This window comes from Allobosea sp. 05T433, assembly GCF_056396065.1.
In genome coordinates, this window is the sequence record NZ_JBFTKS010000036.1 from 34,363 (window position 1) to 48,137 (window position 13,775).

Sequence of the window (13,775 nt, forward strand, 5' to 3'; positions counted from 1 at the left end):
CTTCGGCCAATTCCATCCATATACCATCCCTATGGATGGTATATGGATGACCAGATGAAAATGCCCGATAGCGAAAAGCTCACGCTCAATCTCGGCTTCGTCGATCTCGGGCGCATCGACCTGCTCGTCCGGGACGGGTTCTATTCGAACCGCTCGGACTTCATTCGCACTGCGGTGCGAAACCAACTCGCGACCCATGCCGATGTCGCCGCGCAGGCGACGACGCGGCTCTCTCTCGAGCTGGGCCTGCGCGTCTTCACGAGGCGCGATCTCGAAGCGGCCAAGGCCGCCGGCGAACGCCTCGAGATCCGCGTCCTCGGCCTCGCCGTCATCGAAGCGGATGTCTCGCCGGACCTCGCGCGGGAGACGATTGCCTCACTGACCGTGCTCGGCGCGCTCCATGCCGCCCCCGAAATCAAGGCCGCCCTGGCCGACCGACTGGCATGAAAAGGCACAGCGACATGAACATCCGCATCCGCTCCGCTGTGGGCGAAGCCATGACACGTCTGAGAGGCGCCGATGTTGCAGGCGCGACTGCGGCCATTCAGCAGGCGCTCGCCGGGCGGCCTGTTCAGCCCCCGCAAGAACCCGGCGGCGACGAGACGGGGACGGCCGGGTCGATCGTCCCGCGCCGCCTCGGTGACGTCTTGCAATCGCTTCGGACTGTACAGGCGCGCGTCGCCGATCAGCCCGGCACGGCGCGTCGCCAGCCTGGCCCGGCAGAGGAGGACGGGCGCTTTCGTTCCTGCAGCTTTCGCAGCGCCGCCGGAGCTCTGGCCTACAAGCTCTACGTGCCGGCGGATCATGCCGGGCGCGAACTCGCGCTCGTCGTGATGCTGCATGGCTGCACGCAGGATCCCGATGATTTTGCGCGGGGAACCCGGATGAACCGGCTCGCCGACGAATTCGGCATCATCGTCGCCTATCCCCACCAACCGCGTTCGGCCAATGCCCAGGGCTGCTGGAACTGGTTCGATCCGCGTCATCAGCGGCGGGGGGCGGGAGAGCCCGCGGCTCTCGCGGGCCTGGCCCAGGAACTCGCTGCCGAGTTTGGCATCGATCGCGCGCGCGTCTTTGTCGCCGGCCTGTCTGCGGGCGGCGCGATGGCCGATGTGCTGTCCTCGACCTATCCCGATATCTTTGCCGCCGCCGGCATCCATTCCGGCCTTCCCCATGGCGCCGCAAGCGACGTCATGTCGGCCTTTGCGGCGATGAAGGGCAATGCGAAGCCGATATCCCGGGGGACGGGAAGCGGCGCCCGGCAGATCATCTTCCACGGTACGGCCGATGCCACCGTTCACCCCTCGAATGGCGAGACGCTGTTTGCTCGGGCTAGCGCCCGCAATGGCGCGCTGGGGGAGTTGACGACCGATGCCGTCGTCAACGGCCGGCATGTCACCCGCACGCTGGTCGGACCCACCCATGGTCCGGCCACCACGGAATACTGGCTGGTCCAGGGAGCCGGTCATGCGTGGTCGGGCGGGGATGGGGCGGGAAGCTTCACCGATGTGTCGGGCCCCGATGCCTCGCGCGAGATGATCCGGTTCTTCCTGGAGACCTGACGGGATCGTCTCTCCTCGCATGCTGGGGGGGGCGGGAAAAGGAGCCTGATGTCAAAGTCGCTGGGGTAACGATCGTGCTTGCTACTGGCCCAAGGGACAGGTCGACAATCCTCGGGACGCCCCCTTAGTTTGGCCGGGCTTAGCCAAGGCAAGTCCAAGCCTACCCTTCCGTCCGGTTGAGGAGCATGTGCTTTGCGCCGTCTTGTTTTGTCTTCGCTCATTTTTGTGATCGGCTTGGCCGTGCCAGCCTTGGCGCACACGGAGGCGAGCGCCTTCGCTGGATTTGCCGAGGGCTTTCATCACCCCCTGACCGGACTCGACCACGTCGCAACGATGCTCGCGGTTGGTCTTTGGGGCGCTTACCTCAGTGGTCGGGCCATCTGGGTCCTGCCGATCGTCTTTCCCCTCGTCATGGTTCTGGGGGGGGTGATCGCTGTCCTTGGCCTTCCTCTGCCTGGTTTCGAAAGCGGAATAGCAGCATCTGCGCTTGTGCTTGGCCTGATGGTCGCCTTCGCCGTGCGTGCGCCGCTCTGGATCGCCGCCGGTCTCGTCGGGGCGTTCGCCGTCTTCCATGGCTATGCGCATGGTCGTGAGGTGCCGGACGCCGCGGAGGCGGTAACGTTCTTCGTCGGCTTCGTTGTCGCGACAGGCCTGCTTCATCTCGCTGGCATCGGGATGGGCCTGCTGACGCGCTGGAACTGGGGCTCGGTCCCCGTCTGCGCCGCAGGCGCCGCCATCGCGTGCACCGGGATCGCCTTTCTGACCGGCACGGTGTGACGCTCATCGAGGCGCGGTGGCACCCAGCCGGATCACTCAAGCCAGTCCTCAGGAGCGCTCGCATGAAAAAGGCAAACTACGCGTCGCTGCTCGCCGTTGGATCATGTCTGGCAGTATCGGCAAGCGCACAGCAGGCTGCTCCGCCTGCGACGAGCCCGTCCGTCGTTTATCTCAACCAAGCTTGGTCGCAGGAAGATCGCGAGTGGTATTATAATTTCTCGCAGGGTTCCGCGATTATTACGTACGATCTTTATCTGAACCTGGAAGTCGCCAACAGCCAGGATTTGTTTCGATCCGACGCGAACAACAAGGCCCACGGACTTACCCCCCAATCCGCGAGCGCCAATAACAGGGATGGCTTGCCGATCGGCGTCACCAAGACCGCTGTTTCTGAAACCGTAAAGGGTTGGCCGGCTGGTGATTATGCTGGTCTGACCTGCGCCGCCTGCCATCAGGGGCAGCTGAACTACAAGGACAAGGCCATTCGCATTGATGGCGGCATCGCGACCGCGTTCGATATACAGAGGATGATTCAGAGCCTGAACGATGCGGTGCAGGCGACTTTGACCGATGCGGCGAAATTCGACCGTTTGGCGGGGCGGCTCGGAGCCACTGCCCCTGACGGGAAGGACAAGCTGCGCAAACGGGTTGAGAGCGAAGCGGAGCGGGTGAATCAGTATGCCACCCGAACGTCCCGCACTTCGCACCCATGGGGTCCCGGCCGCATGGACGCGCTCTCGCTGATCATCAATCGCACGACCGCGACACTACCGGGAATCCCCGAGAACTGGGCGATGGCAATTGCACCGGTCAAACCGCCGTTCCTATGGAACGCTCCGCAGGGATTATGGACACAGTGGGGCGCGTTCGCCCAGAATCCGATCGGTCGCAATTTTGGAGAAACGCTGGGCGTCTACCTGCCGGTTGACCTGAGCTCCAAATCTCCCGCCGAAGGACTGTTTCAGTCCAACGCAGCCATCCTCGATCTTGGGCGGGTCGAGAAGCAACTGGAACGACTGGCGCCGCCAAGTTGGCCGGAAGAGGTGTTCGGCAGGATCGACCGTGACAAAGCGAAGGTGGGCAAGGGCTTGTTCGTGGAGCTTTGCGCGAGCTGCCATAATGCCTGGCCTTATCGCTGGACCGAACCGAACAAACACGGGAAGCAATTCGTCCTCGTTGGACTGACTCCACAGACATATGTAGGCACCGACAGGGCCCAGATCGAGGCGCCGAAGCCACTGGCGTTTACCGGCGAATTGAGCAAATTCCTGCCCCCCGAATTCCGCGGCCAACCATTCTTGCCGCCGATGCTGTTGAACGCACTGATTGGTGACGAGGTGCGCGGCCTGGCGATTGCAAAGCTCAAGCTCACCGAAGCCCAGCTATTGGACCTGCGCGGTTATCGCGAGCTTCCTACGCCACGCCCGGCGGAACATGTCTACAAGGCTGCTCCGCGGGACGGGGTCTGGGCTACACCGCCATTCCTGCACAACGGGTCGGTGCCCAACCTCTACGAGATGCTGATACCGGCGGCAGAACGCACCAAGAAATTCTACCTCGGCGGCGACTTCGATCCCGTCAAGGTGGGCCTCGATACCACCGCGACGTCCGGGACCTTCCTCGTGGATACGTCACTGTTGGGGAATTCGAACGCTGGTCACTCGTTCCAGAACGGGCCGCGCGGAAACGGCATCATCGGCCCCTTGCTGGCGGAACAGGAGCGCTGGGCGCTTGTCGAGTACCTGAAATCCATTCCGGAGGAGCCCGGCCGCGTGACGCCGTTCGGAGGCCCAGCGCAAGCCAGCCTTCCCCCGAGGCCGTGACCTTCGGGGCGCGTGGGGAATCGTCCGGCATCAGGCCGGGCGGTCGCGAGGTTTTGACAGCGTAAACGGGAGCCGGGCGATGTCCGATCATATCGATGGGCCGAGGCAGATCGGCGACCCCTCGGCCGATCTCACTGACCTGTTCGCGTTCACCAGCCCGGAAAACCCGGCTCGTACGGTGCTGGCCGCCAATGCCTTTCCGACCTGTGGTGCGGACGCGATCTTCTCCAATGCTGTCGGCTTCGCAATCGTGGTTCGTCGCGCGAAGGTAGCCGGGGTTGGCGAGGCAACGAAATTCGAGACGAGCGACCCGGAGATCCGGTTCTCCTGTCGGTTCGACGCGCTGGAACATGGCGCGGCCGGACAGCCTCCGATCCAGCGTGGCACCTGCACCCTGCCTGATGGTCAGACGCTTCGTTTCGTCGTCAACGACGAGCGCGGTGCGTCCACGCCCGATGGCGTCTTCAGGGTCTATGCGGGGGTGCGGTCTGATCCATTCATCCTCGCGTGGCTGCTCGGGGGCGATGGCATGAGGAAGTTCGAGAACCTCCTGTACAACGACAACGTGCTCTGCATCGCTATCGAATTTGATACGCAACGTGTGCTCGATCCCGACAGGGGGTCTCTTTTTGGAGTGATCGCCGAGACGGTGCCGTTGCCCCATGCCGGCGCTCTTGTTGGGCACGAACCGCCACGCCTCGATTGGGTCGGCCGTCCCGAACAGACCAATGTCCGGCTCAACAATGGTGGGCTGGCCGGCGTGGACGATCTGCGCGATCTCTGGAACCAGCAGACACCGTTTGCGATCGACGAAACGCTCAAGCCCCTGTTCCTTCAGCGCTTGAAGGACAGCCTGGCCAACTGGGATATGCGCGACGGCAGGCAGGATTGGACCCCGGCCGCGCTGGCATCCAACGCCAGCATGTTTCTCGACGACTTCATGCTGTTCGACGTGGCGAAGCCGATCACCGATACGAGCCATTTCGAAATCGAAAGAAGCACACTGAACGGAAAACCCTATCAGACCGGCGGCGGACGCACCGTCGATGCCGATGTCATCGATGTGCTTCTGACCTGGCTGGTGAATCGCGACCGCACCCCCCTCCAGGGCGGTACGACCAAGGCAACGAAGCCCGGCACCAGGAATTTCCCCTACTTCGCCACACCCAACACCGACTTGCAGACCATCATGGAAACCGTCGAGCTCAGTGCTCCACCCGACCGGGTCTGGGACTTGATCGGACCATTCGGCGGCACCTGGCACCCGCTGATCGCCCAGATCGTGCTGACGGGCACGGGTGTTGGCCAATTGCGCACGATCCAGACGACGGAAGGCAAGCAGATCATCGAACGTCTCGACGCAAGCGACAGCACGGCCAGATTCTACCGCTATACGATTATCGCAGGGCTGCCGGTGGCGAATTACACGGGAATGCTCTCGGTCAAGCCGAGTGGCTCAGGCAGCACCGTCGAGTGGCGCGCACAATTCGTTCCGAACGGCCAAGGCACGATTATCGTCAAGACGATTGTGTCGACGCTGTTCAAGACCGGGCTCGATAGCCTCAAGTCGCGCTTTTGAGGACAGGGGTATGATTGCGCAAGCAGAGTCCGACAACGTGGTCTTTCAGACCACCGACGGCGAGATCGCCGCGATTAATCTCAATAGCGCGCGCCTGCGTTCCTGGACGCGTTTCGAACAGGATCCGCAACGAACGGGCGTCTCCGAAACCGTGCTCGAACATGAGCAACTGACGGCGCAACTCCTGGGCGACTTGTCCGCATTCGACCGCATGGAAACGCTGGCCGATCTACTGGCGCGACTCGACCCCTCGTCGCCACGGACCGCATTGATCCAGGCCCAGGTCGCGTCGGCCCTGCACCGTTTTGCCGAGGCGCGGGGGCACGTGGCGCAAGCGAGCCTCGGCGACGCTTCAGCGGCGGACAATCTGCTGCTGACGATCGATCAGGCCTGCGGCACCGCGCTGGACGCGGTGCTGGAGAAGCGGCGCCGTATCGCGGAGCAATCCGGGCTCTTGCCGGATCAGGTGGCGCTCGGCGCCCTGCTGGCCGATCTCGGCGACATTGCCGGCGCCGACCAGATCTACCGGCAGGCGCTCCGCGACTACCGCGAGGTGTCGCCATTCCCCGTGGCCTGGGCCTGCTTCCAGCTTGGCGCGCTCTGGGGCGAGCTCGTGCCGGAACCCGATTTGGCCCGCGCCGAGCGCTGGTACCGAAAGGCCGTCGCCTGCTTGCCCTGCTATGTGAAGGCCCGCGTGCATCTGGCCGAAATCCAGGCCGGTGACGGCCGGACGAGGGAAGCTGAAGCCACTCTTGTTCCCGCCATTGCAAGCGGCGACCCCGAAGTGCTCTGGCGCCTAGCCGATACGCTGGCCGTCTCCGACGAGAGGCGCAGCGAGGCCGACGCGTATCTGGACGCCGCACGCTCAGGCTTCGAAGCGCTCCTCGCCAGGCATCTGCTGGCCTTTGCCGATCATGGCGCCGAGTTCTACGCCGGCAGCGGTGGCGATGCTCGGAGAGCCTTCGAACTGTCGCGGATCAATCTCGAGAACCGACCGACGCTACGCGCCTTCGAGCAGGCCCATGAGACCGCCATTGGCGCCGGCGAAACCGAGGCCGCCGCCGCGATCGCCGCGTCGGCGCGTGGGCGTTGGGCCACCACGGCCGCATTCCGACTGTCGTCGCTCGCACAACACCCAGTCGCCGAAACCGATGGAGCTGTCGCATGATCGACCGCCGTACGTTTGTGTTGGGCGCAGGCCTGGCCGCCGTCACGCCAGCTGTCGCCTTGTCCCTGCCGCAGCCTTCTCGGGCGCGGGCAACTGTAATTGCGCCTGTCCTGATGGTCGCAGGCTGGAGCAATCCCGACGACAGCGACCCGGAGAGTCAGGTCTGGCTGCGCGTCGGTCATGGATGGCGAACGGCCTGGCGATGATGAGACGAGGGCTCTGACGACGACACGGAAAGCTATGTGCGGAGAATCACCTTGGCCGACACGATCAAGCTATCCGTCAATGGCGAGGCGCGTGTCCTAAGTATTGACGATCCCAATATGCCGTTGCTCTACGCGTTGCGCGAGCAGCTTGGCCTGCATGGCTTGCACTACGGCTGCGGGCTCGGTCAGTGCGGAGCTTGTACCGTGCACTATTACGGGGAGGCGTTGCGTAGCTGCCTCATGCCGGTTTCGGCGGTCGCCGGGGCCGAGATCGTGACCCTGGAAGGCCTGGGGACGGCGGAAAAGCCGCATCCGGTGCAGCAGGCCTTCATCGACGAACAGGCTGCCCAGTGTGGCTACTGCATCAACGGCATGATCATGCAGGCGGCCGCGTTTCTTTCGACCACGAAGCGGCCGACGGAGGAACAGGCCCGACTGGCACTGGCGAGCAATCTCTGCAAATGCGGCACACATGTCCGGATCCTGCGCGCCGTGATGCGCGCCGCCGAGCAGATGTCATGAGGGCGGGGGGGCAGATCTCCGGGGCGCCACTCTCTCGTCGTGCAGTCTTGACCTATGGCGGAGCGCTCGTCGTAACGTTCGAAGCCCTGCGATCACCGTCATGGGCGCAGGCCCCACCCCCGACGAATGTCGGCGTCGCAGACGAAGTCGGCGGTTTCATTGCAATCGATACTGACGGGCGCGTCACGATCAAATCCGGGAAGGTCGAGCTCGGCACCGGTGCGATCACCGCCATCGCCCAGATCGCGGCCGAGGAGCTGTCCATCCCGATGGGCCGGGTAACGATGATCCAGGGTGATACCGAACTCACGCCCAACCAGGGGCCCACCTATGCCAGCCTGACCATTCAGGACGGTGGCATGCAGATTCGCCGTGCTGCGGCCACCGCACGCGCCGCATTGCTCGATCAGGCTGCAATTCGCCTCGAGGTCGCCAAGGACATGCTTGAGGTGCGTGACGGCGTGATCACGCCCCGGCAAGGCGGCGAGAGCCTTTCCTATGCGCAGTTGGTCGGCGAACGAAGACTGAAGATCAAGGTCGATCCCGCTGCGGCGCTGAAGGACCCGAAAGATTACACGATCGTCGGCACGCCCGTGCCTCGCCTTGATCTTCCCGCGAAAGTCCTTGGCAGGTTTACCTTCATCCAGGATTTCACGTTGCCTGGCATGCTGCACGCGCGGATGGTTCATCCAGCGGCGCTCGGCGCCAAGCTCGAAGCCTGGAACGATGCCGCCTGCCGCAAGATCCCGGGCTATGTGCGGACGGTCCGCAAGGGCGACTTTCTGGCCGTAGTCGCCGGCAATGAATGGGCGGCCATCCGGGCATCGACCGCGATCGTCGCGACCTGGTCGGCCTGGGCGGGCCTGCCCGACGAGGCCAGGCTGTTCGAATATGTTCGCAGCTCGAAAGTCGTCCGCAACGAGGTGCTGCAGGCCACCGGCGATACGACCGGCGACGAGAGGGCGAGCGGTAGAATAATCGAAGCGACCTACGACCTGGCCCTCAATACGCATGGCTCGATCGGCCCGTCCTGCGCGGTGGCCGACTTCAAGGATGGTGTTCTCACGGTCTGGACACCATCACAGGCGAGCCACCTCCTGCGGTCGCAACTCGCCACCATGCTGGGACTGTCGCAGGAGCGCGTGCGCTGCATCTTTGTCGAAGGCGCAGGATGCTATGGCCGCAACGGAGCCGATGATTGCTCGTCCGAAGCCGCGTTGCTTGCAAAGCTGCTCGGCCGGCCGGTCCGGCTGCAATGGATGCGAAGCGACGAACATGGCTGGGATCCGAAGGGGCCGCCGGTCCTGCTCGATTACCGCGCCAGTCTTGATGACCAGGGTCGAATTGCCACCTGGCAATCGGACATCTTCCTCAGCGAACGACCGATGCAGCGCTCCGGAGCGACGCTCCTGGCGGCCACTCTCGCGAAGCTGCCGAAATTCGGGTCGGGAGCCGGGGTGTATAATCCGGGCCTCGGCATCCCCTATGCCTTGGCCAACAGCAAGCTGACCGCGCATTGGCTCGCCGACACGCCACTCCCGGCGGCATGGATTCGCGCGCCTGCCCGCATGCAGAACACGTTTGGCAATGAGAGCTTTCTCGACGAGATCGCGGCCGCAACGGCTGTCGATCCGTTCGATATCCGCACCCGGAATCTCAAGGACCCGCGCGGGCTCGAGCTGCTCGAGAGCCTGCGGAACCTCGCGCAGTGGGAGCCGCGTGGCTCGCGGCCGCGCGATGGCGGCATGCTGGTGCGGGGGCGGGGCGTGTCCTACGCCAAATACGAGCTGGTCCGGACCTATGTCGGGATCGTCGCCGATGTGACGGTCGATTGGTCGGACGGCCGGATCAAGGTCGATCGCGTCTTCGTCGTTCACGACTGCGGCCAGATCATCAACCCTGACGGGCTGCGCAATCAGATCGAAGGCAACGTCGTCCAGACGATCAGCCGGACGCTGGTCGAGCAACTCACCTTCAGCCGCAGTGCGGTCACGAGCCTCAACTGGGGTAGCTACCCCATCCTGACCTTTCCGAACGTCCCTCAGGTCATGATCGACCTGATCGACCGGCCAAACGAAGCGCCATGGGGAGCGGGCGAGCCGACTACTTCCGTCGTGCCCTCGGCCATAGCGAATGCGGTCTTCGACGCGACCGGCGTGCGCTTGCGATCGGTGCCGTTCAGAGCGGCCAAAGTTCTGGCGGCGATGCGCCTGGCGAAAGCGAGATAGCGGGATGAGCACCGTGGAAGCACAGGATCACGAAGGAGAGGACTACGTCTCCTCCGCTTTTCGGCGTGAAAACGTCGCCATCGTGGGCAGCCCCGACGAAATCCGAAGGGTCGCCGCAGAAGGCGTGAGCGGCGCCATGGCCGTTGCCGGCCTGGCGGTGGCCGCCATCCTCGTCATCTGGTTCGCCTTCTTCCTGTTCATCTATCTCCCGCGAGGCGCCGTTGACTGATCTGACAGGCGAATCCGAACGAAGATGGGCCTGGGTCGTCACCGGGGTCATGGTCCTCGTGCTTGCGGTGATCACGTTCAACGGCGTGCACTGGGCCGTGCAACCCCCGTCGAATGTCGAAACGATCGATGCGGATCGCCTCCATCTCGCCGGGGAGTTTGTCGAGACCAATCTGGGCACCGAGGTCGTGGCGGATCAATCGGTGGTCGTGCGCGTCGTCGCCGAGCAATATTCGTTCGTGCCGGCCTGCATCGTCGTTCCCACCGAGACCAGGGTGGTTTTCCGCGTCACCAGCCCCGACGTGGTGCATGGCTTCCTGATCGCCGGCACGAATGTGAACAGCATGGTGGTGCCCGGGTTTGTCTCCGAGGCGCGTACGCGCTTCGAGCGGCCCGGCGAACACCTGATGCCTTGCCAGGAATATTGCAGCGTTGGGCACCAGGGCATGTGGGCGCGGGTGAAGGTCGTCGATCGCCTCGAATTCGCCCGATCCTATGGCGGCAGATTGCGAGCGTCCTGTGCAGGGTAGCAACCGCCTCGTGCTCGCCCATTTCTGGACCGCCTTCACGGTCTTCGCCGTCATGATTCCGCTCGGCGCCTGGCAGATGCTGGTGCGTAGCCCGCTGCATCGGTGGATAGACCCGGAACTCTACTACCGGGCGGTCACGGCGCACGGCACCTCGCTCGCCTATGTCTTCCCGACGCTCGTTGCGATGGGCTTTGGCTATGCGGTCTGCGCGGTGTCGTTCGGCCGGCCGATGCACGGGGCGCGGCTTGCCTGGGCGTCTCTCGGACTGGTGATCGCAGGGGGCGTGCTGGCGATCGCGACCGTGGCGGCCGGCAAGGCGACTGTTCTCTACACCTTCTATCCACCGCTGCTGGGCAGCCCGTATTACTACCTGGGCATCCTGATTGCGGTGATCGGTTCATGGATCTGGGTCGGCCTGATGATCTCGCATTTCAGGCGCTGGAAGCGTGATTATCCGGATCTCCCGGTTCCGCTGGCGATGTTTGCCACCACGGCCGGCGCATTGCTCTGGGCCTGGACGTCATTGGGAGTCGGGGCGGAGATCGTCTTTCTGATCCTGCCCAATGCCTTCGGCTGGACGGACACGATCGACCCCGCCCTTGCGCGTCTGCTGTTCTCCTGGACCTTGCATGCCATCGTCTACTTCTGGCTGATCCCCACCTATATCGCCTTCTACGTGCTGCTGCCGCAGGCCGCCGGCGGCCGGCTCTACAGCGACAAGATGGGCCGGATCGCCTTCCTGCAACTGCTGATCTTCGCGATGCCGATCGGCCTTCATCATCTCTTCGCCGATCCGCAGATCGGTGCCGGCTTCAAGTTTCTCCATGCCGTCTTCACGGGAATGGTGGCGGTCCCCACGCTGCTCACGATTTTCACCATTTGCGCGTCTCTCGAAATCGCGGGCCGCCTGCGGGGCGGGCGCGGTCTTTTCGGCTGGATCGCCGTTCTGCCATGGGACCGCCCACTGGTGCTGGCTTCCGTGCTTTCGCTGGTCATGCTGGGCATGGGTGGGGCCAGCGGCCTGATCAACATGAGCTATGCGCTAAACCTGACGATCCACAACACCCAATGGGTCACCGGGCATTTCCACCTGATCTACGGGGGGGCGATCGTGATCATGTATTTCGCGATTGCCTATGAACTCTGGCCGCGCCTGACCGGTCGCCCGCTCGCATCGCCGCATCTCGTCCGGCTGCAGCTCTGGACCTGGTTCGTCGGCATGATGGTCGTCACGCTACCCTGGCATCTGGTCGGTGTCATGGGACAGCCGCGGCGCATGGCCTATTACGACTTCACCAATTCGGCGCTCGCGCCGCAGGCGATCTGGGTGAGCGTGTCGACGATCGGCGGCTTCATCCTAGTTGTCTCGGCGATGCTGCTCGTGGGCGTGCTGCTCGCATCGCATCGTGCCCCGAAAGCCACGATCCCGCCGCTCAGATTTTCCCTTGCGGTCAATCCTCCTCGCCGGCTGCCCAAATCCCTGAACAGTTTCGGGGTCTGGACGCTGCTGGTCGTGGCCCTGACCGCCGCGAATTATGGCTATCCACTGGCCCAGTTTCTTTTCCTGAACAGGACGAGCGTTCCTGCCTATTCGAGCCAGGTACGATGAGCAGCGGGGGGCGCCAAGCATCGCGCGATTCCCGCTTCGCCGTATGGATCAGCGCCACCGTCGCGCTGTTCATCGTCGCGGTGCTGATCGGCTTCATATGGTTGCCATCCGTCCAGAGGGACGCCGAAGGTCTCGATCTCTGGAGCGTGATTTGCCGTGCAGTCGGCCTGCCCAACGCAAGTGCGCGGGCTCCCGTCGCGATAACCGCACAGCCCGCTTCGACGGTTGCCTGGACCGCCTCGACGCGACAGCAGCTTGCGCAAGGTAACGCCGCGCGCGGTGCAGCGCTTGCGGTCAACTGCAACAACTGCCACGGCCTGAACGGCATCAGCACTGACGCGGCCTTCCCAAATCTCGTCGGTCAGAGCGCGGACGCGATCTACAAGCAGCTCGAGGATTACCGGAGCGGCAAGCGCAACCCGGTGGTGATGGGCGTGTTCGTCTCATCCCTGTCGGAGCAGGATGTTTTCGATCTCGCGAAGCACTTTGCGTCGCTGCCGCTCCCCGTTGCCGGGCGTCCGGAAAAGAGCGATCCAGCGACCTCCAACGTCCGGAACCTGATTGAAGTCGGCGATCCCCGACGAGGCATGGCGCCCTGCGCGGCATGTCACGGACCGCTCGGCTCGACGATTGGCGCTCCGAGCCTGCGAGGCCAGCAGCGTGCCTATCTCGAACAGGAACTGCAGGCCTTTGCGACGGAGAGCCGCCGCAATGACATCAGGGAGCAAATGCGCTCCATCGCTCGCCAACTGACGAGCGCAGAGATCGCGATGATTGCTGCCTATTATTCCGGCCTTGGCCAGCAATGACCGCGGGGAAGCGTTTCCTTATCAAAAAGGATTGCCGGCGCGCGGCCTGCTGATTGCAAGCGGGTATCGGTTCCTGCTGGGCTAGCCTCGCGAAACCATGCGAGGGGGAGTGAGGAATGGGCCGAACCAGTCGCGGCTGCCATGGTGCAGCCCTAACCAGAACGGTACTGGGTTGAACGTTCGATGCGGCGTGTTCGCCGGGCTATTTCGGAAACAGGAACTGCACCTGGGCCCGGAGTTGCCAGTCGGCGCCGCCGCTGGGCTTTGCGACATTGTAATAGGCTGCAAGCTGCGCGTTGATGGCCTGATGGCCGATCTTGAACACGCGCCCGAAACCGCCTCCAATCGGCACCGTCCAGCGGTCGCCGTGGCCGGCTTCCCAGTCGGCGGTGATGATGGGAGACGAGGTCAGATACCAGCCGCCGTGGAAATTGTAGTTCACGAAGGGCTGGAGCGTCATCGCATTGACCGCGCTGCGGTTGCTCTTGCCCGCGAAGGACCAGACATTGTTGGCGAGGACGCCGACGACCCAGGGCCCTTCGATCGCCAGGGCAACGAAGGCCGGGCCCGCCGAGTACTTGCCGCTGGTGAGGGTCTTGTCGGTGCCGGTCGGGAATACGAAGGTCGGCCCGATGCCCCAGATGATGCCGTGCGTCGGCTGCTTCGGCGAGAAGAAGAAGCTCGGGTTGATGTCGCCGAGGCCGAACTCGCGGTCACCATTCACCGTCAGGGCC

12 protein-coding genes and 1 pseudogene are annotated in these 13,775 nt (G+C 63.8%); 12 read left to right on the forward strand and 1 reads right to left on the reverse strand.

Annotated elements, in window-relative coordinates:
- The first annotated feature begins 54 nt into the window (after positions 1–54).
- From AC1DGP_RS30975 to AC1DGP_RS31030, 12 genes are all read left to right on the forward strand, one after another.
- The gene (locus AC1DGP_RS30975; RefSeq protein WP_441508425.1) at positions 55–447 is read left to right on the forward strand and encodes a CopG family transcriptional regulator; all 393 of its coding nucleotides are present in this window, start codon (positions 55–57) and stop codon (positions 445–447) included.
- 50 nt (positions 448–497) lie between these two features.
- On the forward strand, positions 498–1,562 hold the full coding sequence (locus AC1DGP_RS30980) for an extracellular catalytic domain type 1 short-chain-length polyhydroxyalkanoate depolymerase (protein ID WP_441508426.1): 1,065 nt from the start codon (positions 498–500) through the stop codon (positions 1,560–1,562).
- 225 nt (positions 1,563–1,787) lie between these two features.
- Positions 1,788–2,339: a HupE/UreJ family protein gene (locus tag AC1DGP_RS30985; RefSeq protein ID WP_441508436.1), complete on the forward strand. Its 552-nt coding sequence runs from the start codon at positions 1,788–1,790 to the stop codon at positions 2,337–2,339.
- Between the two features lie 62 nt (positions 2,340–2,401).
- Positions 2,402–4,162 (forward strand): di-heme-cytochrome C peroxidase, encoded by a 1,761-nt coding sequence (locus tag AC1DGP_RS30990; protein WP_441508427.1) that lies wholly within the window; start codon positions 2,402–2,404, stop codon positions 4,160–4,162.
- A gap of 79 nt (positions 4,163–4,241) precedes the next feature.
- Complete coding sequence (locus AC1DGP_RS30995) at positions 4,242–5,741, forward strand: DUF4331 family protein (protein WP_441493123.1); 1,500 nt, start codon at positions 4,242–4,244, stop codon at positions 5,739–5,741.
- Between the two features lie 10 nt (positions 5,742–5,751).
- Entirely contained in the window at positions 5,752–6,909 is a 1,158-nt protein-coding gene (locus tag AC1DGP_RS31000; RefSeq protein WP_441508428.1) for a tetratricopeptide repeat protein, read from the forward strand.
- 257 nt (positions 6,910–7,166) lie between these two features.
- Positions 7,167–7,637, forward strand: a complete 471-nt coding sequence (locus AC1DGP_RS31005; RefSeq protein WP_441493121.1) for a (2Fe-2S)-binding protein — start codon at positions 7,167–7,169, stop codon at positions 7,635–7,637.
- Positions 7,634–9,865 (forward strand): xanthine dehydrogenase family protein molybdopterin-binding subunit, encoded by a 2,232-nt coding sequence (locus tag AC1DGP_RS31010; protein ID WP_441508429.1) that lies wholly within the window; start codon positions 7,634–7,636, stop codon positions 9,863–9,865. The genes AC1DGP_RS31005 and AC1DGP_RS31010 overlap by 4 nt, the downstream gene beginning before the upstream one ends.
- A gap of 4 nt (positions 9,866–9,869) precedes the next feature.
- A complete protein-coding gene (locus AC1DGP_RS31015; protein WP_441493119.1) occupies positions 9,870–10,094 on the forward strand; it encodes a hypothetical protein in 225 nt (74 codons plus the stop codon).
- Positions 10,087–10,623, forward strand: coding sequence for a cupredoxin domain-containing protein (locus tag AC1DGP_RS31020; protein ID WP_441493118.1), 537 nt, complete (start codon positions 10,087–10,089; stop codon positions 10,621–10,623). Before AC1DGP_RS31015 ends, AC1DGP_RS31020 begins: the two co-directional genes overlap by 8 nt.
- On the forward strand, positions 10,613–12,232 hold the full coding sequence (locus tag AC1DGP_RS31025) for a cbb3-type cytochrome c oxidase subunit I (protein WP_476832951.1): 1,620 nt from the start codon (positions 10,613–10,615) through the stop codon (positions 12,230–12,232). The genes AC1DGP_RS31020 and AC1DGP_RS31025 overlap by 11 nt, the downstream gene beginning before the upstream one ends.
- Positions 12,229–13,041: a c-type cytochrome gene (locus tag AC1DGP_RS31030; protein WP_441508431.1), complete on the forward strand. Its 813-nt coding sequence runs from the start codon at positions 12,229–12,231 to the stop codon at positions 13,039–13,041. Before AC1DGP_RS31025 ends, AC1DGP_RS31030 begins: the two co-directional genes overlap by 4 nt.
- Before the next feature lie 202 nt (positions 13,042–13,243).
- Here the strand turns inward: AC1DGP_RS31030 and AC1DGP_RS31035 are convergent.
- Positions 13,244–13,775: pseudogene (locus AC1DGP_RS31035) on the reverse strand (outer membrane protein); the annotation flags it as partial.